Origin of the sequence: Methylocystis sp. JR02, assembly GCF_030063565.1 — a bacterium.
Lineage (GTDB): Bacteria > Pseudomonadota > Alphaproteobacteria > Rhizobiales > Beijerinckiaceae > Methylocystis > Methylocystis iwaonis.
In genome coordinates this window covers 1663997-1682500 of record NZ_JASIRC010000001.1, presented here as the reverse complement: position 1 = coordinate 1682500, position 18504 = coordinate 1663997, and the positions used below count along the sequence as shown (strand labels likewise).

General features: G+C 64.3%; 16 protein-coding genes, 1 tRNA gene, 2 rRNA genes and 1 riboswitch (1 of these 20 running past the window's edge). Of the genes, 4 read left to right on the top strand and 15 right to left on the bottom strand.

Translation table 11 applies throughout. The features are described 5' to 3' along the window. The 3 genes from QNA11_RS08055 to QNA11_RS08045 form a co-directional block, all read left to right on the top strand. Positions 1-1795 (top strand): 23S ribosomal RNA (locus QNA11_RS08055) (it extends 1145 nt beyond the left edge of the window). 133 nt (positions 1796-1928) lie between these two features. Continuing rightward, positions 1929-2044, top strand: a 5S ribosomal RNA gene (gene rrf, locus QNA11_RS08050). Positions 2045-2123: 79 nt separating this feature from the next. Then, a tRNA-Met gene (locus tag QNA11_RS08045) sits at positions 2124-2200 on the top strand. A gap of 240 nt (positions 2201-2440) precedes the next feature. Here QNA11_RS08045 and QNA11_RS08040 read toward each other — a convergent pair. From QNA11_RS08040 to QNA11_RS07985, 12 genes are read right to left on the bottom strand one after another with little or no spacing between them, the layout of a single operon-like run. Then, the gene (locus tag QNA11_RS08040; protein ID WP_283482620.1) at positions 2441-3742 is read right to left on the bottom strand and encodes a cobyrinic acid a,c-diamide synthase CobB; all 1302 of its coding nucleotides are present in this window, start codon (positions 3740-3742) and stop codon (positions 2441-2443) included. After that, positions 3739-4503 (bottom strand): precorrin-4 C(11)-methyltransferase, encoded by a 765-nt coding sequence (gene cobM / locus QNA11_RS08035; RefSeq protein WP_283482619.1) that lies wholly within the window; start codon positions 4501-4503, stop codon positions 3739-3741. The genes QNA11_RS08040 and cobM overlap by 4 nt, the downstream gene beginning before the upstream one ends. After that, positions 4500-4889: a cobalamin biosynthesis protein gene (locus QNA11_RS08030; RefSeq protein WP_283482618.1), complete on the bottom strand. Its 390-nt coding sequence runs from the start codon at positions 4887-4889 to the stop codon at positions 4500-4502. Before QNA11_RS08030 ends, cobM begins: the two co-directional genes overlap by 4 nt. Further along, complete coding sequence (cbiE, locus tag QNA11_RS08025) at positions 4886-6088, bottom strand: precorrin-6y C5,15-methyltransferase (decarboxylating) subunit CbiE (RefSeq protein WP_283482617.1); 1203 nt, start codon at positions 6086-6088, stop codon at positions 4886-4888. The genes QNA11_RS08030 and cbiE overlap by 4 nt, the downstream gene beginning before the upstream one ends. After that, complete coding sequence (cobJ, locus tag QNA11_RS08020; protein ID WP_283482616.1) at positions 6089-6841, bottom strand: precorrin-3B C(17)-methyltransferase; 753 nt, start codon at positions 6839-6841, stop codon at positions 6089-6091. Then, the gene (locus QNA11_RS08015; protein WP_283482615.1) at positions 6838-7602 is read right to left on the bottom strand and encodes a precorrin-2 C(20)-methyltransferase; all 765 of its coding nucleotides are present in this window, start codon (positions 7600-7602) and stop codon (positions 6838-6840) included. The genes cobJ and QNA11_RS08015 overlap by 4 nt, the downstream gene beginning before the upstream one ends. Next, positions 7599-8231 (bottom strand): precorrin-8X methylmutase, encoded by a 633-nt coding sequence (locus QNA11_RS08010; RefSeq protein WP_283482614.1) that lies wholly within the window; start codon positions 8229-8231, stop codon positions 7599-7601. Before QNA11_RS08010 ends, QNA11_RS08015 begins: the two co-directional genes overlap by 4 nt. Continuing rightward, the gene (gene cobG, locus QNA11_RS08005; RefSeq protein ID WP_283482613.1) at positions 8216-9475 is read right to left on the bottom strand and encodes a precorrin-3B synthase; all 1260 of its coding nucleotides are present in this window, start codon (positions 9473-9475) and stop codon (positions 8216-8218) included. Before cobG ends, QNA11_RS08010 begins: the two co-directional genes overlap by 16 nt. Beyond that, positions 9459-12887, bottom strand: coding sequence for a cobaltochelatase subunit CobN (gene cobN, locus QNA11_RS08000; protein WP_283482612.1), 3429 nt, complete (start codon positions 12885-12887; stop codon positions 9459-9461). The genes cobG and cobN overlap by 17 nt, the downstream gene beginning before the upstream one ends. Before the next feature lie 6 nt (positions 12888-12893). Then, entirely contained in the window at positions 12894-13928 is a 1035-nt protein-coding gene (cobW, locus tag QNA11_RS07995; protein ID WP_283482611.1) for a cobalamin biosynthesis protein CobW, read from the bottom strand. After that, positions 13925-14593: a CbtA family protein gene (locus QNA11_RS07990; protein WP_283482610.1), complete on the bottom strand. Its 669-nt coding sequence runs from the start codon at positions 14591-14593 to the stop codon at positions 13925-13927. Before QNA11_RS07990 ends, cobW begins: the two co-directional genes overlap by 4 nt. Positions 14594-14611: 18 nt before the next feature. After that, positions 14612-14794 (bottom strand): CbtB domain-containing protein, encoded by a 183-nt coding sequence (locus QNA11_RS07985; protein ID WP_281928538.1) that lies wholly within the window; start codon positions 14792-14794, stop codon positions 14612-14614. Between the two features lie 32 nt (positions 14795-14826). Continuing rightward, positions 14827-15017: riboswitch (cobalamin riboswitch) on the bottom strand. Positions 15018-15055: 38 nt separating this feature from the next. On the opposite strand from QNA11_RS07985, the gene cobO reads away from it, so the two are divergent. Then, a complete protein-coding gene (gene cobO, locus QNA11_RS07980) occupies positions 15056-15688 on the top strand; it encodes a cob(I)yrinic acid a,c-diamide adenosyltransferase (RefSeq protein WP_283482609.1) in 633 nt (210 codons plus the stop codon). Positions 15689-15693: 5 nt separating this feature from the next. Here cobO and QNA11_RS07975 read toward each other — a convergent pair whose 3' ends face one another. The 3 genes from QNA11_RS07975 to QNA11_RS07965 form a co-directional block, all read right to left on the bottom strand. Then, a complete protein-coding gene (locus QNA11_RS07975) occupies positions 15694-16734 on the bottom strand; it encodes a sterol desaturase family protein (RefSeq protein WP_283482608.1) in 1041 nt (346 codons plus the stop codon). Between the two features lie 5 nt (positions 16735-16739). After that, complete coding sequence (locus QNA11_RS07970; protein ID WP_283482607.1) at positions 16740-17723, bottom strand: DMT family transporter; 984 nt, start codon at positions 17721-17723, stop codon at positions 16740-16742. A gap of 242 nt (positions 17724-17965) precedes the next feature. Then, entirely contained in the window at positions 17966-18160 is a 195-nt protein-coding gene (locus QNA11_RS07965; RefSeq protein WP_202073577.1) for a hypothetical protein, read from the bottom strand. Positions 18161-18504 lie beyond the last annotated feature (344 nt).

Genomic DNA, 18504 nt, shown 5'->3' with positions numbered 1-18504 from the left:
TGTGGAGAGGGAAACAACCCAGACCAACAGCTAAGGCCCCCAATTCGTGGCTAAGTGGGAAAGGATGTAAGAATCCCAAAACAACCAGGAGGTTGGCTTAGAAGCAGCCATCCTTTAAAGAAAGCGTAACAGCTCACTGGTCTAAATAAGGGTTCTCGCGCCGAAGATGTACCGGGGCTCAAGCCACGAGCCGAAGCTTTGGGTTCATCCGCAAGGGTGAGCGGTAGCGGAGCGTTCCGTAAGCCTGTGAAGGGACAGTCGTGAGACATCCTGGAGGTATCGGAAGTGCGAATGCTGACATGAGTAACGAGAAACACTGTGAAAGACAGTGTCGCCGAAAGTCCAAGGGTTCCTGCGTAAAGTTAATCTTCGCAGGGTTAGCCGGTCCCTAAGGCGAGGCCGAAAGGCGTAGTCGATGGGAACCACGTTAATATTCGTGGGCCAGCAGGTGGTGACGCGTGGGGTAAATTGTTCGGACTTACTGGATTGTCCGGGCAGTGAACTCGCGCCAGGAAATAGCCCCTGCATCAGACCGTACCCGAAACCGACACAGGTGGACTGGTAGAGTATACCAAGGCGCTTGAGAGAATGACGTTGAAGGAACTCGGCAATTTACCTCCGTAACTTCGGGATAAGGAGGCCTTCGGTTTGGGCAACCAGATCGGAGGGGCACAGACCAGGGGGTGGCAACTGTTTAACAAAAACACAGGGCTCTGCGAAATCGCAAGATGACGTATAGGGTCTGACGCCTGCCCGGTGCCGGAAGGTTAAGAGGAGAGGTTCACGCCTTGAATTGAAGCCCCGGTAAACGGCGGCCGTAAATATAACGGTCCTAAGGTAGCGAAATTCCTTGTCGGGTAAGTTCCGACCTGCACGAATGGCGTAATGACTTCCCCGCTGTCTCCAACGTCAGCTCAGTGAAATTGAATTCCCCGTGAAGATGCGGGGTTCCTGCGGTCAGACGGAAAGACCCCGTGCACCTTTACTGTAACTTTGCATTGGCATTCGTGTCGGCATGTGTAGGATAGGTGGTAGGCTATGAAGCATGGGCGCCAGCTCGTGTGGAGCCACCCTTGAAATACCACCCTTATCGTCATGGATGTCTAACCGCGATCCGTCATCCGGGTCCGGGACAATGCATGGTAGGCAGTTTGACTGGGGCGGTCGCCTCCCAAAGAGTAACGGAGGCGCGCGATGGTGGGCTCAGACCGGTCGGAAATCGGTCGTCGAGTGCAATGGCATAAGCCTGCCTGACTGCGAGACAGACAAGTCGAGCAGAGACGAAAGTCGGTCATAGTGATCCGGTGGTCCCGAGTGGGTGGGCCATCGCTCAACGGATAAAAGGTACGCCGGGGATAACAGGCTGATAACCCCCAAGAGTCCATATCGACGGGGTTGTTTGGCACCTCGATGTCGGCTCATCACATCCTGGGGCTGGAGAAGGTCCCAAGGGTTCGGCTGTTCGCCGATTAAAGTGGTACGTGAGCTGGGTTCAGAACGTCGTGAGACAGTTCGGTCCCTATCTGCCGTGGGTGTAGGAGTATTGAGAGGATTTGTCCCTAGTACGAGAGGACCGGGATGAACATACCTCTGGTGGACCTGTTGTGGCGCCAGCCGCAGTGCAGGGTAGCTATGTATGGACGGGATAACCGCTGAAGGCATCTAAGCGGGAAACCCACCTCAAAACCAGTGCTCCCTCGAGAGCCGTGGAAGACGACCACGTTGATAGGCCGGGTGTGGAAGCAGGGCGACCTGCGTAGCTTACCGGTACTAATCGCTCGATTGGCTTGATCGCTCTCATTTATCAATGCCCATCTTTTGCGCGTGTTCTTATCCGAAAACCGCTACGCACTTTTCGGGAACACGCGAAGATGGATGATGGAAAGACAAAGCGCACAGCGCCCGTTTGCTTCGATGTGTTTCGCCGGCCTGGTGGCCTTCGGCGAAGCGATCAGACCCGATCCCATCCCGAACTCGGCCGTCAAACGCTTCCGCGCCAATGGTACTATGTCTCAAGACCTGGGAGAGTAGGTCGTCGCCAGGCCTGCCAAACACATCGCTTCCTTCCTCTTCCGATCCCAAACCAAAAGCGCCGCTCCAAAAAAGCGGCGCTTCTCGCTTGTCGCGGGGTGGAGCAGCCCGGTAGCTCGTCAGGCTCATAACCTGAAGGTCGCAGGTTCAAATCCTGCCCCCGCATCCAAGCTGACGTTTCCCCAGCAGATCCCTGTAATAAAAAGCCTTTTCGCCGCGCCGCGACAAAATGCGCCGGCTCTTGGGAGCGCTGCAGCAAAAATCGGCTTGACACTTGTGCAATGCAGCAATACAACAGTGAGGCGACAGCGAGATGGTTCTCGCTCTCGTAGCCCTCCTTGGGCGTTTCCTCCCTTGACTTGGGCCGCTGGCTTTCCGGCGGCCCCTTTTTTTGTCTGCGGACGGAAGCTCAGCTAATCACGTGAAAAAAGCTTCCGGAAACCAAGCCCGCGCGTCGGCCGGAAGGCGATTGCGTGGGGGAATAGGCGTCCCGCACCAGCGCGAAAGTCTCGCCTTCTTCGCGCGTGACCGTAGCGTAGTGGAATTCATGCCCCCGTAAAATGCGTCCTTTCGGACCGAGGCAGTGATCCGCCGAAAGAGCCGCGATTCTGTAGCCAAGATGAAGCTTGCGGCTGGCGAAGCTCGTCTCCAGCTCGAGCAATCCCGCCATTCGATGCGCGCGCCCGTCGGCGTCGGTGAGAAGGCGCCCCAGAACCATATAGCCGCCGCACTCGCCATGGACCGGCCGGGTTTGGGCGAAGCGGCGCAGGCCAGAAAGAAAACTTTCCGCCTGCGCGAGCGCGCCGGCATGGAGCTCCGGATAGCCGCCGGGAAGCCAACAGAGGTCGGCGTCTTGCGGCGGCGGCTCGTCAGCGAGGGGGGAGAAAAAGACAAGCTCCGCGCCCTGCGCGCGCCAGCTCTGCGCGTGATGGGGATAGAAAAAGGAAAAGGCCGCATCGCGCGCAACGGCGATTCGCTGCGCCGGCGGCTTCGGCGTAACGGATGCGTCGAGGGCCTTCGGCGCGCTTGCCGCGGCGTTGACGATCGCAGCTACATCGACATGGGCTTCGACAAAATCCGCCAGAGCGTTTAGCCGCGCGTCCAGCCCTTCCGTTTCTCCGGCTTGCACAAGGCCTAGGTGCCGCTCCGGTAGCTTGACAGCGTCGTTGCGAGGCAGGGCGCCGAAAAGCTTAAGCCCAAGCGCCTCGACGCTCTCCGCCACCAGACGGCGATGCCGATCGCTGCCGAGTCGATTGGCGACGACGCCGGCGATTTTCAAACGCGGGTCATGAGAGGCGAGACCTCGGATGACTGCGCCCGCGGTTTGCGCCTGGCCGGAAGCGTCATGCGCCAGCAGCACCGGCCAGCTGAGCAGCGCGGCAATATCCGCGCTTGCGCCTGTGCCGCCGGCGCCCTCGGGCGCGCCGTCGAAAAGCCCCATGGCGCCTTCGGCGATGATGATATCGGCTCCCGCGCCCGCTCGTGCGGCAAGGGCCGCGATCAAGCCGGGCTCCATCGCCCAGGAATCGAGATTGATCCCCTCGCGCCCCGTTGCGGCGGCGTGAAAGGCAGGGTCGATATAGTCCGGTCCGCATTTCACGGCGGTCACGCGCAGCCCGCGCCGCGTCAACGCCCGCATCAGGCCGAGCGCGAGCGTTGTCTTGCCCGAGCCCGATCGCGCCGCCGCGATCAATATGCCTGGAGCGCTCATACGCCGCCTCGCGGCCGGAAGCGACGATCATAGCCGGCGTCGTAAAGCGCGCTTTCTCTAAACTCCTCGGCGTCGAGCGCGGGGCCCACGAGAATCAGCGCCGTGCGCTCCATCGGGGCCTCGGCGGCGCGGGCTTCAATGTCCGCAAGCGCGCCTCGGATGATCGTCTCTTCGGGCCAGGAGGCGCGATAGACCAGCGCGACGGGGCAGTCGGCGCCGTAGAAGGGCGTGAGCTCCTCGACGACGCGGCCGAGAACGTGAATGGAGAGATGGATTGCGAGCGTCGCGCCGGTGTGCGCGAAGGTTGCGAGCTTCTCGCGCTCCGGCATGGCCGAGGCGCGCCCTGACGTGCGGGTGAGCACGACAGACTGCGCCACTTCCGGGAGCGTCAGCTCACGCCCGAGCGCGCTTGCCGCGGCGGCGAAGGCAGGCACGCCCGGCGTCATCGTATAGGGAATGCCGAGCGCGCGCAGGCGGCGCGTCTGTTCGCCGACGGCGCTCCAGATGGAGAGATCGCCGGAGTGCAGCCGCGCCACGTCATGCCCGGCGTCATGCGCGGCTTGCATCTCCGCAATGATGTCGTCGAGCGAGAGGGGCGCGGTGTCGACGATGCGCGCGCCCTCCGGACAATGGGCGAGCACGCCCGCCGGCACGAGCGAGCCGGCGTAAAGACAGACAGGGCAGCGCGCGATGAGATCGCGACCGCGTAGCGTGAGGAGATCGGCGGCGCCGGGGCCGGCGCCAATGAAATGCACGGTCATTCTTTTTCCTCGGCGCTGATGGCGAGCGCGCAGGCGACATAAGGCGTGGCGACGCGCGGCCCCAGGAGGCGGCTGCCGGGCCCTGCTCCGACGAGCGCGGCCGCTTCGGCGACGCTGCCCACGCCGAACATCGCTTGCACGCGCGGCGAATGGGTGGGCGCGGCGCCCTTGCGCGCTTTCAAAGCATCGAGCGGGAGAAAGACGAGCGGGACGCCGAGCGCCTTTGCGGCCTCATGCAGGCCCGGCTCATCTGCTTTGCTTTCCAGCGTGCAGAGCGTGATCTCGGAAAGCGGCGCGCCATGTTGCGCGGCGACGGCGCGCACGAGATCGATGATCGCCTCGGCGGCGACGCCGCGTCGGGCGCCGATGCCGGCCGCGTATCTCATGGTTTCACCGCGCGCCATTGCAGCACCGCCATGGCGGGATCGAGTGCATGAAAGCGGCCGACCGGTCGGGCGCGAGAAATTTGCAAATGTGTCAAGTCTCCGCCCTTGGTCTCGAACGCCTGCGCGAGCAATGCCTGCGTTTCCAAAGTCACGGCGTTGACGACGATCCTGCCGTGTGAAGGAAGCGCGCGCCAGGCGGCCTCTAACGTCGCGTCATTGGCGCCGCCGCCGATGAAAATGGCGTCGGGCGTGCGAAGGTCTTCCAGGGCCCGCGGGGCGGCGCCCTTCACGATCTCCAGATCGGGAACGCCCAAGGCGATTGCGTTGCGCGCGATGCGCGCGGCGCGCGTCTCGTCTCGCTCCAGCGCAATGGCGAGGTTGGCGGGATCGCTCAGCATCCATTCAATGGAAATCGAGCCCGAGCCGGCGCCGACGTCCCAAAGCGTCTCGCCCTTGCGTGGCGCGAGCGCGGAGAGCGTCACGGCGCGGATCTCACGTTTCGTTAACTGGCCGTCGTTTTCGAACCAGTCGTCCGGCAGGCCGGGCGCGCGAGGAATAATGCGTGCGCCGGGCTCGGCGACCACGTCGATCGCGACAGTATTGAGCGCCGCAATGTCTTGGAGATCGAATGCGTCTGCGCGGGTTTCCCGAATGCGTTCCTTCGCGCCGCCCAGGCGTTCGAGCACGAAGAGACGCGAAGCGCACATGCCGAGCTTAGTGAGATGATCAGCAAGACGCCTGGGCGTCGTTTCGTCCCATGACAGCGCGATGATGCGCGCGCGCGGTTGGAGGTGGGGCGTGATGCGCTCGAAGGCGCGGCCATGCAGTGAAACAAGCGCGCAGTCCTGCTGGCTCCAATTGAGCCGCGCAGCGGCGAGAGAGAAGGCGGAAGGCGCAGGGATGCAGAAGATTTCATCGCGCGCGACGTGGCGCGAGATAAGATCGCCGACGCCATAGAAGAAAGGATCGCCGGAGGCGAGCACGACGACCGGCGCGGCGCGGCGCGCCAAGATAAGCGGAATGGCGTCCGTGAGCGGCGAGGGCCATTGCAGGCGTTCGGCCTTGCTTTCACTGATGAGCGAGAGATGGCGCGCGCCGCCGACAATGAGCGTCGCTTGGTTGATCAGCGTGCGCGCGGCGGGCGCCAGCGCTTCGACGCCATCTTCGCCGATGCCGATGATGGAGAGCCATTTCTCCATTCACTCGGCCTTTCGCGACGTATAAACCCAGTCGCGCGCGCCTTCGCGCGCGATGCGCTTTGTGCCGCTCGCGCCGATGACGACAAGGGTCGACATGTCGATCAGCGACGTATCCGCTTCATCGAGGCGCGTGAGAATGATCTCTTCCTTTTCGCGGCCGACCGCCTTCGCGAAGCTGACCAACGTTTCGCCGGGAAGCAAGCGGCGCAGTAGCGTAAAGGCGTCGACGATGCGCGTGGGCCGCGCGCGCGAGGCGGGGTTGTAAAGCGCGATGACGAAATCGCCGCGCGCCGAATGTTCCAGCCGCTTCTCGATGACGCTCCATGGTTTGAGATTGTCGGAAAGCGAGATGGCGCAGAAATCATGGCCGAGCGGCGCGCCGAGCCGCGCGGCGGCCGCCTGCATCGCGGAGACGCCCGGCAGCACGCGAATATCGAGATTGCGCCATTCCTTCGGGCCGTGATCGACAGCCTCGAACACCGCCGCCGCCATGGCGAAAACGCCCGGATCGCCACCCGAGACGACCGCGACGACGCGTCCTTGCGCCGTTCGCGTGAGCGCCTCGCGCGCGCGGTCGATCTCGACGCGATTGTCGCTCGCGAGTCGCGTCTGTCCGGGCCGCATCGGCACGCGGGCGACATAGGGGTCGTAGCCGATGATGTCCTGCGCCTGCGCGAGCGCCTCTTGCGCCTCCAGCGTCAGCCATTTCTCATCGGCCGGCCCGAGCCCGACGATATAGAGACATCCGCTCATGGTCGGCGGCCCTGGCCCGGCACGAGCGCCATGGCGAAATAGGGCGCGTCGTCGTCGCGCTTCTTCGCAAAGGGCATGATCTTCTGGCCCGCCATGGTTCCGCGCTCGACGTAAATGGCGCGCGAGATGACGCCTGCGCGAGTCATGGCGCGGCGCAATTTCGGGAAGTTGCCGCCGAGCTTCATGACGACGGCGGCGTCCGCCGCAGCAAGACGCTCGGTCAGCGTGTCTTCGTCGAGAGTCGCGGGCATGACGGTGAGGATGTCGTCGCCCCATGTCATGGGTTGGCGGGCTGCGGCGAAACAGCCGGACATGCCGGAAACGCCTGCGCAGACTTCGACGCGAAAACGCTGCTGAAGGCGCGTGAACATATGCATGAAGGAGCCGTAGAGCAGCGGATCGCCTTCACAGAGCAGGGCGACGTCGCGGCCCTGTTCGAGCACAGCGGCGAGACGCTTTGCGCTTTCTTCGTAAAAAGTTGCGAGCGCAGCCACATATTCTGGCGCGTCGAAGGCAATCTCAGTTGTTACCGGATAGAGGAGCGGCAGCTCCTCGCAGCCTTTCGAGACATAGCGCTCCGCAATTGTGCGCGCATGACTCACACGGCCGCGCTTGGCGAAATAGGCGATGGTTTTTGCTTCGCCGATGAGGCGCGCGGCTTTCACCGTCACAAGCTCAGGATCGCCGGGACCAAGCCCAACGCCGATCAGCGCGCCGAGCTTTGCGGCGCTTTGTTGCGATGTTGCGGGAAGCACGCTCATTCGGCGTCGCTCGCCAGCGCATTGATGGCGGCGGCCGCCATGGCGCTGCCGCCCTTGCGGCCTTTCACAATCGCGAAAGGAATGCGCCCATCGGCCGCGAGCGCCTCTTTAGATTCCGCCGCGCCGACGAAGCCCACGGGCATGCCGATGATCGCCGCGGGGCGCGCAACGCCTTCGTCGAGCATTTCGAGCAGACGAAAGAGCGACGTCGGCGCATTGCCGATCGCGACGACGGCGCCGTCGAGCCTGTTGCGCCACAGCTCCATGGCCGCGGCGCTGCGGGTCGTGCCGAGTTCTGCGGCCAGCGTCGCCACATTGGGGTCTACGAGGGTACAAACAACGGTATTATTCGCCGGCAGGCGCGCGCGCGTGACGCCATGCGCGACCATATTGGCGTCGCAGAGAATGGGCGCGCCCTTGCGCAGCGCGGCTTTGGCGTCCGACACAAAGCTTGGCGAGAAGTCGATGTCGTCGGCAAGCTCCACCATGCCGCAGGCGTGGATCATGCGTACGGCGACCTTTTCCTGCTCAGGCGAAAAGCGCGCGAGATTGGCCTCCGCGCGGATGATCGCAAAGGAGCGCTGGTAGATCGCCGCGCCGTCGCGGATGTAACTCAATGCGTCCGACATAGATGTTCCCTTGCGCGCGCGGCGAGCGCGCTTTCGACGGCGTCGATGTCGAGCCCCTTCGACTGTGGCGCATCGCTCGCGCCGCCCGTGTCGACGAGGTTGAAGCGGCCGTCATCGGCGATAAGCGTCACCGGCGCGTTTCCGGGCCGCGCGCAGCCTTTCGCGCAGCCGGAGATATGAAGGCCGACGCCATCCTTGCCTGCAAGCTTTTGCGCCAGCGGCGCGAGCCGCGCAAGAGCGCCGCGCGTGTCGCCGCGCGCCTGCGGGCATTCCGGCGCGCCAGGACACGCAACGACGGCAAGGCGCGGGTCTTCGTGGGAGACGATAAGATCGCGCGCGCGGGCGGCGGCGATGATGCTTTGCGCTGCGTCGGCCGATGGCGCGGGGATGAGAATGGCGCGCCAGGGCGTGAGGCGTAATTCGCCGCCCGCTTGCGACGCGGCGAGCGACGCAAGCCCTTCAAGCGCGCTTGCGCGCCAACGGCCCGACGGCGCGGCGACGCCGGCGAAACAGAGGCCGCCGGCTTCTTGCACGCCGAGGAAGGGACGCGGCGCAGAATCGGGACGCCGCGAAAGCGCTGCGACGAGCCCCGCTTCGCTAAACAGGCGCGCGGCCCCAAGCGCTTTGACGAGCCGCCCCATACGGCGGAGCTCGAAGGCGCCGTTGCGGAGCGTCACAAAGGCGCGCGCGAGCTTGAGCGCAGTGGCGACGGCTTCGGTTCGATCGACGATAATCGCGAGGTCGTCGGCTCCCGCTACGCTTATCGCAACGTTGTTCAGTTGGACCGCGGAAAGGCGAATATCCGCTTCGACGTTCGACAGCGGCAGCGCCTCGCCATCTATAGCAAAAAGAATTTTGGCGGGGAGGGCGCGCAGCGCCTGATCTGCCCGAAGGGCGCCGGCGAGTTCGCGTGCCATCACATTGGCGTCGTCAGAGAGCGGCGCTGCGATGATGTTAGTAACCCGCTCGGCCGCGGCGTCGCGCGGGAGCAGATGTGCGGCGTCGAGTCTACGCAAGGCGTCGGGCAATGTCGCCTCGCTGACGCCTCTGATTTGCAGTTGCGCGCGTTGCGAGAGATCCACAAGGCCATTGCCGCAATCGGCGGAAATCGCCGCGACGGCTGCAAGCTGTGCAGCGTTTATCCGCGCGCCGACGATCTTCGCGCGGATGAGCAGACCATCATTGCTCGCCATGGGGGCGTAGGCCCCTGGGCACCAGCCCTTGATTTCAGGCGTTGGCTGCATGGGCCCCTCCGACATTCGTTAGGATGTCATGCACGCTGTTTCGTCCGGTGCGCCACAGCCCGCGCGAGAGCGCCTCGTTGAAGACATGCACGATCGCCTCCAGGGCGCGCGGATTCTCGCGCGCGAGAAAGTCGCGCACTGTGTCGTCGCCGAGCGTCGCTGAAAAGGCGAGGTCGAATTGCGCGTCGCTGACCAGCCCGCTCGTCGCCGCGAAGGCGTAGAGATTGTCGATTCCTTCCGCGATCTCCGCGCCGCCGCGATGCCCATGGCGCATTTGCCCCTCGAGCCAGCGCGGATTGGCGAGGCGCATGCGCAGCACGCGGGCGATTTCGTCTTGCAACGGCCGTGCGGTCAGGCGCTCGGGCCGCGTTGCGTCGAGATGCACCAGATCGGCGTCGCCTCCGAGCATTTTATTTGCGGCGGCAAAGCCGCCTTCGAAATCGGCGAAGGCGGGGCCGGTCAGCACGTCCACTTCCGCCATGTCCTGCGCATGAACATGAGCGTCGGCGGCGGCGACTTGCGCGCTGAACGCGTCATAAGCGGGCGCACTTTCGCCGGCGCGGTCGAGCGCATGGCCGCCCGCTTCAAGATAGGCGCGGGCGAGATCGTCCCGCGACGACCACTCGCCGCGCAAGATCGTCTCGCTGACGCCGAGCCCGTAATTTCCCTGCGCCGCGCCGAAAATGCGCGTGAGGCCGCGCGACTCTGTGAGCGGATTGAAATCCACGTCTTCGTCGAGCGCCGCCACTGCGCGCACAGCGTCGTCGAAGAGGGCGATGAGCCCGGGGAACATGTCGCGGAACAGGCCCGAGACATGCAGCGTGACGTCGACGCGCGGAAAATCGAGCTTGGCTTGCGGCAATATCTCGAAGCCGATGACGCGCGCGCTTTGCTGATCCCATGTCGGCCTGACGCCGAGAAGCGCCAGCGCCTGCGCGAAGTCCTCGCCGCCGGTGCGGATCGTCGCGCTGCCCCAGAGATCGAGCATGATGCGGCGCGGGAAGTCGCCATGCGTTTGCGCATGGCGCGTCATCACTTCATGCGCGGCGCGTCTGCCGATGTCGTAAGCCGTTTGCGTCGGCGCGTGGCGCGGATCGATGCAGAAAAGATTGCGGCCCGTGGGGATGACGTCGGCGCGGCCGCGTGACGGCGCGCCTGCAGGGCCGGGCTCGACGAAGCGGCCCGAAAGCGCGTCGATGAGCGCCTTGCGTTCGCTTAGCCCGCAAGCGTTGCGTGTTGCCTCTTCGTCGGCGCGGCCGAAGACGTGAAGCCCGTCGCCGATGCGCATTTCCTTCAAATCGCACATCCAGGCGTCGAGTCGCGCCAGCGTTTCGGCGATGTCGGTCTCGCGCGTCACGCCGCATTCCTGTGCGAGTCCGCTGCGTTCGGCTTCATCGAGTATCGCGCCGGCAATGAGGCGCGCGCGGCGCGGATCGAGCGACGCTGCGGCGGCATATTCGTCGAGCAGCGTCTCGATCGTCGCGGCGGCGTCGAAGAGCTCGGCCTCGACGAGCGGCGGCGTGAGATGCCCGATCGTCACGGCGCTCGTGCGGCGCTTGGCCTGCGCGGCTTCGCCGGGATCATTGACGATGAATGGATAAATGAGCGGGGTAGGGCCCAGCACGGCTTCGGGCGCACACTCCTGCGAAAGCATCACGGATTTGCCCGGCAGCCATTCGAGCGTGCCATGGGCGCCGAGGTGGATCAGCGCGTCGATTTTGTGGATGTGACGCAGCCAGAGATAGAAGGCGACATAGGCGTGGCGCGGCGGCCGCTGTATGTCGTGATAAGTCTCGTAGCGCTCCGCGCGCGCGCCGCGATCTGGCTGCAGGGCGATGACGAGATTGCCGTTGATGAGGCAGGAGAAGCGGAAGGCGTCGCCTGTAACAGCGGGGTCATCTTGCGGGGAGCCCCATGCGTCGTTGAGGGTTGCGATGAAGGTTGGGGGAAGCGTTTCGAGTAGGCGCACGTAGTCGGAGAGTGGAACGTCGATCGTTTGTGCGCCTTCCTCGAGCGCACGAATGATCGATCGTGATCCTTCCTTCTCCCGCTCGCGGGAGAAGGTGTCGCCGCGAAGCGGTGACGGATGAGGGCCCTCACCCGACCCCTGCTTACGCAGGGGCCACCCTCTCCCGCAGGCGGGAGAGGGGATTTCCGCGGCGTTCGTGGCGTCGCTCAATGACGGAGGGTCTTCTACAACGTAGCCGGCGTCGCCCAGCGCTGCGGTGATCTCCACGACGCTCGCTTCGGCGTCCAGGCCGATCGCATATCCGCTGCGTCCGCGTCGCGCCGGGTAATCGGAGAGAATAAGCGCGAGGCTTTTCTCGGCGTTCGATTTGCGGCGCAGGCGCGCCCAATTTGCCGCGAGCTCTGCGACAAAAGCGATGCGCGAAGGCTCCGGCGCATGGCGGGGCTCGTCCAATTCTGCGGCGCCGCGCGGCGCCGTTTCCTTGAAGGAGATGGCGCGGGTGAAGATGCGGCCGTCGACTTCCGGCAGCACGACGTTCATCGCGAGGTCGGCGGCGTTGGCGCCGCGGGCGGAAGCTTCCCATGCGTCGCGCGTGCAGGTGGCGAGCGCGACTTGCAGGACGGGCGCGTCGGCGCGGTCGAGCACGCAGCCTGCGTCGCGGCGCGCGGAGAAGGCCGTGGCGTTGAGAATGACGTCGGGCGCGAATGCGTCGAGCGCCTGCGTTATAAAAGCTTCGCTCTCGAGCTCCTTGAGGCTTGCGACATAGATTGCGTCGACGGCGAAGCTGCGTTCATTGAGCGCGTCGGCGAGCGCGACAATCGGGGCTACGTCGTCGGCGAGATAAAGCGAGCGATAGAAGACGATCGTCGCGCGCGGCGCATCGCCACCGACCGCGCGACAGGCTCGCGTGAAACGGCCGGCATTGGAGACCGGAACGCTCTCGCGCCAATCGGCGGGACGCCCGGCGAGCGCCGATGCATAGGCCAGGAACGAACGGAGATTATCGGGCCCGCCGTCCTGGAAGAGGCGCCAGATGCGATTGAGGGCCTGGGCATCTAGAGTCGACGCCTGAGCGAGACGGACGTCCTCGACCGTATCGCCCGGCACAATCGCGAGCGCAATATTGCGCGTGCGGGCCAGCGCCTCGAGCTGCTCGACGCCATAGGCCCAATAATCCTTGCCGCCGAGAAGCCGCACCACAATGACCTTGGCGTGGCGCGCGACTGTGTCGAGATAGAGATCGACGGAGTAGGGGTGTTTCAGTTGCGCGAGCGGCGCGCAGCGCAGGCTTGCAAGGCGCTCGTCGCGCGCATGCAGCCGGGCGAGCAGGCGCAGCTCTGAATCGGAAAAAGACAGAAAGACTACGTCGGCCGGAGTCTGGCCGAGATCCGTCGCCGCGCCGGCGTCGTCGAGACTATGGAGATCGCGCGGCAAGAGATGCATGGCGCCTCACGGCTGCGCGAGCATCGCGGCGATCGACTCGCGATCGAGTCCCTTTTCGCCGATCACGACGAGACGGCTCGCGCGTTCTTCGCCGGCTTTCCAAGGGCGGTCGAAATGATGCTGAACGCGCGCGCCGACGCCTTGCACGAGAAGACGCATCGGCTTGCCCGCGACCTCGACGAAGCCTTTTACGCGCAGCACGTCATGCGTACGCGCAGCTTCAGTGAGTCTCGCAACGAGCGCGACCGGATCGGAGATTGCCGGGATACTGACAACAAAACTATCGAAATCGTCGTGATCATGCTCGCTCTCGGCATCGTGATGCGAGGGGCGGTTCGCGAGATCGTCCTCAGCCGCCGCGGCGAGGCCAAGCAACACGAGCGGATCGACGCGGCCGGCGCGCGCGCGCACGACTTTCACGCTCGCGCGCGCGCCTTGCGAAAGCTGCGCGGCGACCGTCGCTTCTTCAGATTCGTCGAGCAGATCGGTCTTGTTCAAAATGACGAGATCGGCGCAGGCGAGCTGATCCTCGAAGACTTCTTCGAGCGGATTGTCGTGATCGATCGTCTCGGTTTCGGCGCGCTCCTGCGCGATGGCGTCGAGGTCATCGGCAAAACGGCCTTCTGCGACCGCCTTGCCGTCGATGACGGCGATCACGCCGTCGACGGTGAGCTTCGAGCGGATGGCGGGCCAGTCGAAGGCCTTTACCAAAGGCTTCGGCAGCGCGAGGCCGGAGGTTTCGATGATGATATGCTCGGGCCGTTTCTCATGCGCGAGCAGGGCCTCGATCGCCGGCACGAAATCGTCGGCGACCGTGCAGCACAGGCACCCGTTCGCGAGCTCGACGATATTCTCCTCCGGGCAATTCTCGATACCGCAGGCGCGCAAAATGTCGCCGTCGACGCCGACGTCGCCGAATTCGTTGATGACAAGCGCCAGCCGGCGGTCGCGGGCGTTCTCGAGCACATGACGGATGAGCGTCGTTTTGCCGGCGCCGAGAAAGCCGGTGACGATGGTTGCGGGGATTTTGGCGGCGCTCATGCGGCCTCCGTTTCGTCACGCGAGATGAGACGCCAAGCCAGTCCGGCCAGCGCGCCGGCGAGCACCCAGCTCGCCGCCTGCACGGCGAGCGAAGCGGCGGCGAAGCGCGCGGCAAGCTCGGCGGGGACGGTGCTTTCCGGCGTGGCAAGCGTCGGCCAGAAGAAATGCGGCGCGACGATCAGCGCGGCGCCGAAGATCTTGGCGGCGGGCGCGTCGAGGCGCAGCAAAGCGAAAAGCCCGGCGCCGGTCGAGGCGGCAGTCGCAAGCCACCAGATTTGGCGGCCCGCAAGATCGGTCTCCGCCGCGCCGGGGAGTTGCGGCGCGAGGCCGAGGCTCGTCGCGAGCCCGGTCGCGGCGAAGGCGCAGGCGCCCCAGAGCGCCGCGCGGCGGGGGCCGATGGACTCTCCAGAAAAAAGCATGCCGGCGAGCAGGATCAGCGCATAGCCCGCCGAGACGGCGATGGTTGCGAGGCTTGTCGCGACCGTGCGGCGCAGGCCCTCGAAGGCCGGGGCCGCCGCTTCGGCCGCGTCATGGGCATGCTGCGCCGCCTCATAAACCTCGGCGGCGAGGATGAGCGGCGTCGTCGTGATGTGCTGCAGACCCGCGACCGCAAGGCCCGCAACAATGCCGGCGATGAGGCCGGCCGCCAACAGGCGCGCGATCACGGGTCGCGTGAAGGGCGGTCAGTGGCAGGGGAAGGAGAGCGCGTGGCGCGAATCATGCGCCGCGTCGTGCACGGTCTCGGAGTTGGCGAAGCCCGCGCCATAGACGAGGCCGAGGCCGACGATGAAAGCAACGAAAGCGGCCTTCAGCGTCTCCGCGCGAGAGCCGGAAATCGAACGAATAGCGGCGGTCTTGGTCGTCATAAGGGTCTCCCTGCCGCCCCACCGGCGGCGCATAATTCCGACAAGCGACGGCAGGTCTCCTGGCTTCCGGGTTCCATCCGCGCCGCCTTCCCAAGCTTTTGGCTCAGTGGCCGATGGCGCAGCCTTCCCGGTTACAGTTGCGGGGGCAGCCGCGGTTTTGGGGACTCCCGCACCGCGTTCCCTTTTCGCCTTCTTGCGAAGGACCGTCACGCTCAGTCATATGCGCGCGTCACCTTTACGTCAAACGCCAAGGAGCGCGTCTTGGAAGAAGATCAGGAAAAGGACGCGGCGCGCCGCCATCGCGAGAAGATGGAAAAGCGCAAGGCCGTGCAGGACGCCGAGGTCGCCGGCAAGACGATCGTGCAAAAAGGCTTGCTGATGGTTCACACCGGCCCCGGCAAGGGCAAATCCACCGCGGCCTTCGGTCTGGCGCTGCGGGCGCTCGGCCACGGCTGGAAGGTCGGCGTCGTGCAATTCGGCAAGGGCGGCTGGCGGTCGGGCGAGCGCGAAATGCTGGAGAAGCTCGGGCAGGTCTCGCTCGGGCAGGTCTCCTGGCACACATTGGGCGAGGGCTTCACCTGGGAGACGCAGGACCGCGCGCGTGACGAGGCCGCGGCGAGGCGCGCCTGGGAGACGGCCTGCAAGCTGATGGATGATCCCGAGATTCGCCTGTTGGTGCTCGACGAGCTGAATATTTCGCTGCGCTACGAGCACCTGCCCCTGGGCGAGGTTGTGGAGAGACTGGCGGCGCGGCGAGACGGTCTTCATGTCGTCGTGACCGGACGCAACGCCAAGCCGGAAATGATCGCGGCCGCCGATCTCGTGACGGAGATGACCCTGGTGAAGCACCATTTTGCGGCGGGCGTGAAGGCGCAGGAAGGCATCGAGTTTTAAGGAGCTCAGCCTTGGCGTCGTAGCATCCGCTCCGCCGCGGCGCCGCTCGCGTTGAAGAAGAACTGCGGCGCCGAGACGAGCGCACGCCAAAACGCGGACGCTGATTTGACCATGGGCGTCAGCAGCATGCCGGCAACCGAATGCGGGTCGACGCCTTTTTCGTCGACGCCATAGGTCAGGCGCGGGTTTTTCTCCGTGGGGATCTCGAGCGTCCCAAACATCCAGTCCCAGACGGCGAGGACACTGCCGAGGTTGCGATTGAAATGCCTCGGATCGTTCGAATGATGGATTTGGTGGTGGGCGGGGCTCAAAATGACGCGGCCCCAGGCGCCGGAGAAGGGTATCCAGAACTGCGAGTGCTGGAGATGTCCGATGGTCCAGAGAAAGCAGAGAAAGAGGATGTTCTTGCCGTCGACGGCAAACATATCCGTCGACCGGTTGAAGAGCCAATGCAAGGCGCCGGACGCGGCGCCGATGAAGGTCGCGAGCATATAGCCGAAGATGACATTGTCGATCGGGTGGTTTCTGAAATTGGTCAGCGGCGTCAGGACATCGGCCGTGTGATGGAGCTTGTGAAGCTCCCACAAGAAAGCAACCCGGTGCTTGAGATAATGGTCTAGAAAATAGCCAATCTCATAGGCCAGGAACAAAACTACGGTCGAGATCGCCTTGATCTGCAAATCGCTGAAGCTTGTGTTCCCCATGTGCCCGAATGCTTTGCCGAGGACTGAACTGACGCCCATCGCAATGACGTTCGACGAAATGACGAGGCCGCCGATCACCGCCGGCATGAAGATGACGCTGAGAACGAAGAGCTTCAAATCTGCGTGAACAGACTCGCGCATCACGAAATTCTTGGAGAAAATCGCGCGCGCAACAGCCCGCAGATTGGCGCGCCCCCGGCGCCGCAAGCGTCGATAAGCCAATGCGGCGAAACCCAAAGCGAAGGACGACGCCAGCGAATAGATCGAAAAGATCGAACCTGCCGAGAACAGCTCCGACGAAACTTGCCTTACGGAAAAGCGGATCGCGCTGTTCAGGTCCATCGGAGCTATCTGGGCGGCTTGAAGTCGGCTCGCGGCGAAGCGTATTCGTAAGGCGCGATGGCGCCAAGGCGCTTTCCGAGGACGGACTTCCGCAAGTAGCTGCGCAGCTTGATATTTTTCGCGGCAGGACCGGCCTCGACCATAAGGACGCCGAGCAGGATGAGAAGGCAGCCCAGGATGGCGGGGCCCGTCAGGCGTTCCGAGAGCAGCGCGGCGCCCGACAGGGCCGCGAAAACGCACTCGAGCGACATGATCAGAGCGGCTTCGGCCGGGGGCGTATATTTTTGCGCGACGATCTGCAGCGTGAAGGCAATGCCACCGGAGCAGAGGCCGGCATAGAGGATGGCCGGAAGCGCCACGGCCAATCCCTCCTGGGAGACAGGCTCGACGCTGAGCCCGACAGTGAGGCCGAGAAGAGAGGCGACGCCATATTGCGCGAAAGCCAGGAAGAATGGCCGGTCGGCGCGCGCCAGAAAGACCGGAACGAGGCTGATCCCGGCCGCCCAAGCGACGTCCGCGATCAGAACCAAAGCGTCGCCGCCGTTGAGCCCCTGAAAATGCCCGTGTTCCGTCAGGAGCCAGGCCCCCGCGACGGACACGGCGATCGCGCCCAAGACCACGGGTCTCGGCTTGGCTCCCGTAATCATCCAGACGATGAAGGGGACGAAAATCACGTAGAGGGCGGTCAAAAAACCGCCGTTCGTCGCCGTGGTCGTGACGAGGCCGGTCTGCTGCAAAGTGGAGCCGGCAAACAGGCAGAGGCCGATCAGGCCCGCAAGCGCCAGATCCTGTTTTCTCAACCGCGCTCGAGCCTTGTTACTGCGCTCGTAGAAGGCGAGCGGCGCCAGCGCCATCCAGGAAACCAAAAAACGCGCGCCGACGAAACTGATCGGCCCCATGGCCTCGTTGGCTTGTTTCTGCGCGATAAAAGCCGTTCCCCAAATGATCGAAACCGCCATAAGCAACAGATCGGCGCGCATTCGGGACATCAGCTTCCTTTGCCGTTTGAGCGCCGCGGCGGTCGTTCCATCTCGAGGAGACAGCGCCGGCCCGGCTGCTTGGTCGCGGCCAGCCCCGCAAAAGTGCGATCGGCGGCCAAAAATGCTGAAGCCGACGCCCGAACAAGTCGAGAGCGTCGGCTCCAAATCGATCTGCGCCGTTGCCGGGCCGATCGTGCTCCCAGACGACAAGACCGGGAGATCACCCCCCGGCAAGTCGTTCAGCAGGGGTATTACTGAATCATGCGCGCGGTAGAGCCGGTGCCGGCGGTGCCGAGAGCCTCGCGGTTGTTGCCCGTGCCGTTGGTGCCCTCGGGAGAGATCCAGTCCGGAACCCAGGTAAGAGCGACGACGACGAAGCCGACGAAGGCGGCGACCCAGATGAGCATCTTGCCGATGTCGCCGGAGCTGTGAACGTTGACAGCCATGCGTTTTCCCCCTGTTTGTTTTTTCTACCAGAATGCTTGCCGCATCGAGGTAACCCTAGCCCGATTCAAACCGCTTGGCAATCTGCGGGGAGAGCCTAATTTTGACGGCCAAAAACGCGATATTATAGCGTATAATCAATCACTTAATGTGCGACAACTGGTCGCGGACAAAAAATTTTTTTAGGCCGTGGAACCCGAAGATTCGAGGCCTTTGAGAGGCCTCTCCGAAGCCCCGCCGCAGGTTGTTTCCACCCCGCGCAGGCGGCCTCGGGGCGGCCTTCTTGCAAATCCTCTTGCAAACCTTGCGGCGATCCCTATTGCTCCCTGCGGGCGCTTCGCCTATA

Excerpts from the sequence above, each read along its gene's own strand:
- QNA11_RS07975 (WP_283482608.1), bottom strand. The coding sequence starts at position 16,734 with ATGGACCTGAACAGCGCGATCCGCTTTTCCGTAAGGCAAGTTTCGTCG.
- QNA11_RS07970 (WP_283482607.1), bottom strand. The coding sequence starts at position 17,723 with ATGTCCCGAATGCGCGCCGATCTGTTGCTTATGGCGGTTTCGATCATT.
- QNA11_RS08015 (WP_283482615.1), bottom strand. The coding sequence starts at position 7,602 with ATGAGCGTGCTTCCCGCAACATCGCAACAAAGCGCCGCAAAGCTCGGC.
- QNA11_RS07985 (WP_281928538.1), bottom strand. The coding sequence starts at position 14,794 with ATGACGACCAAGACCGCCGCTATTCGTTCGATTTCCGGCTCTCGCGCG.
- cobG (WP_283482613.1), bottom strand. The coding sequence starts at position 9,475 with ATGCAGCCAACGCCTGAAATCAAGGGCTGGTGCCCAGGGGCCTACGCC.
- cobJ (WP_283482616.1), bottom strand. The coding sequence starts at position 6,841 with ATGAGCGGATGTCTCTATATCGTCGGGCTCGGGCCGGCCGATGAGAAA.
- QNA11_RS08040 (WP_283482620.1), bottom strand. The coding sequence starts at position 3,742 with ATGAGCGCTCCAGGCATATTGATCGCGGCGGCGCGATCGGGCTCGGGC.
- QNA11_RS07965 (WP_202073577.1), bottom strand. The coding sequence starts at position 18,160 with ATGGCTGTCAACGTTCACAGCTCCGGCGACATCGGCAAGATGCTCATC.
- QNA11_RS08030 (WP_283482618.1), bottom strand. The coding sequence starts at position 4,889 with ATGAGATACGCGGCCGGCATCGGCGCCCGACGCGGCGTCGCCGCCGAG.
- cobN (WP_283482612.1), bottom strand. The coding sequence starts at position 12,887 with ATGCATCTCTTGCCGCGCGATCTCCATAGTCTCGACGACGCCGGCGCG.
- cobM (WP_283482619.1), bottom strand. The coding sequence starts at position 4,503 with ATGACCGTGCATTTCATTGGCGCCGGCCCCGGCGCCGCCGATCTCCTC.
- cbiE (WP_283482617.1), bottom strand. The coding sequence starts at position 6,088 with ATGGAGAAATGGCTCTCCATCATCGGCATCGGCGAAGATGGCGTCGAA.
- QNA11_RS08010 (WP_283482614.1), bottom strand. The coding sequence starts at position 8,231 with ATGTCGGACGCATTGAGTTACATCCGCGACGGCGCGGCGATCTACCAG.
- cobW (WP_283482611.1), bottom strand. The coding sequence starts at position 13,928 with ATGAGCGCCGCCAAAATCCCCGCAACCATCGTCACCGGCTTTCTCGGC.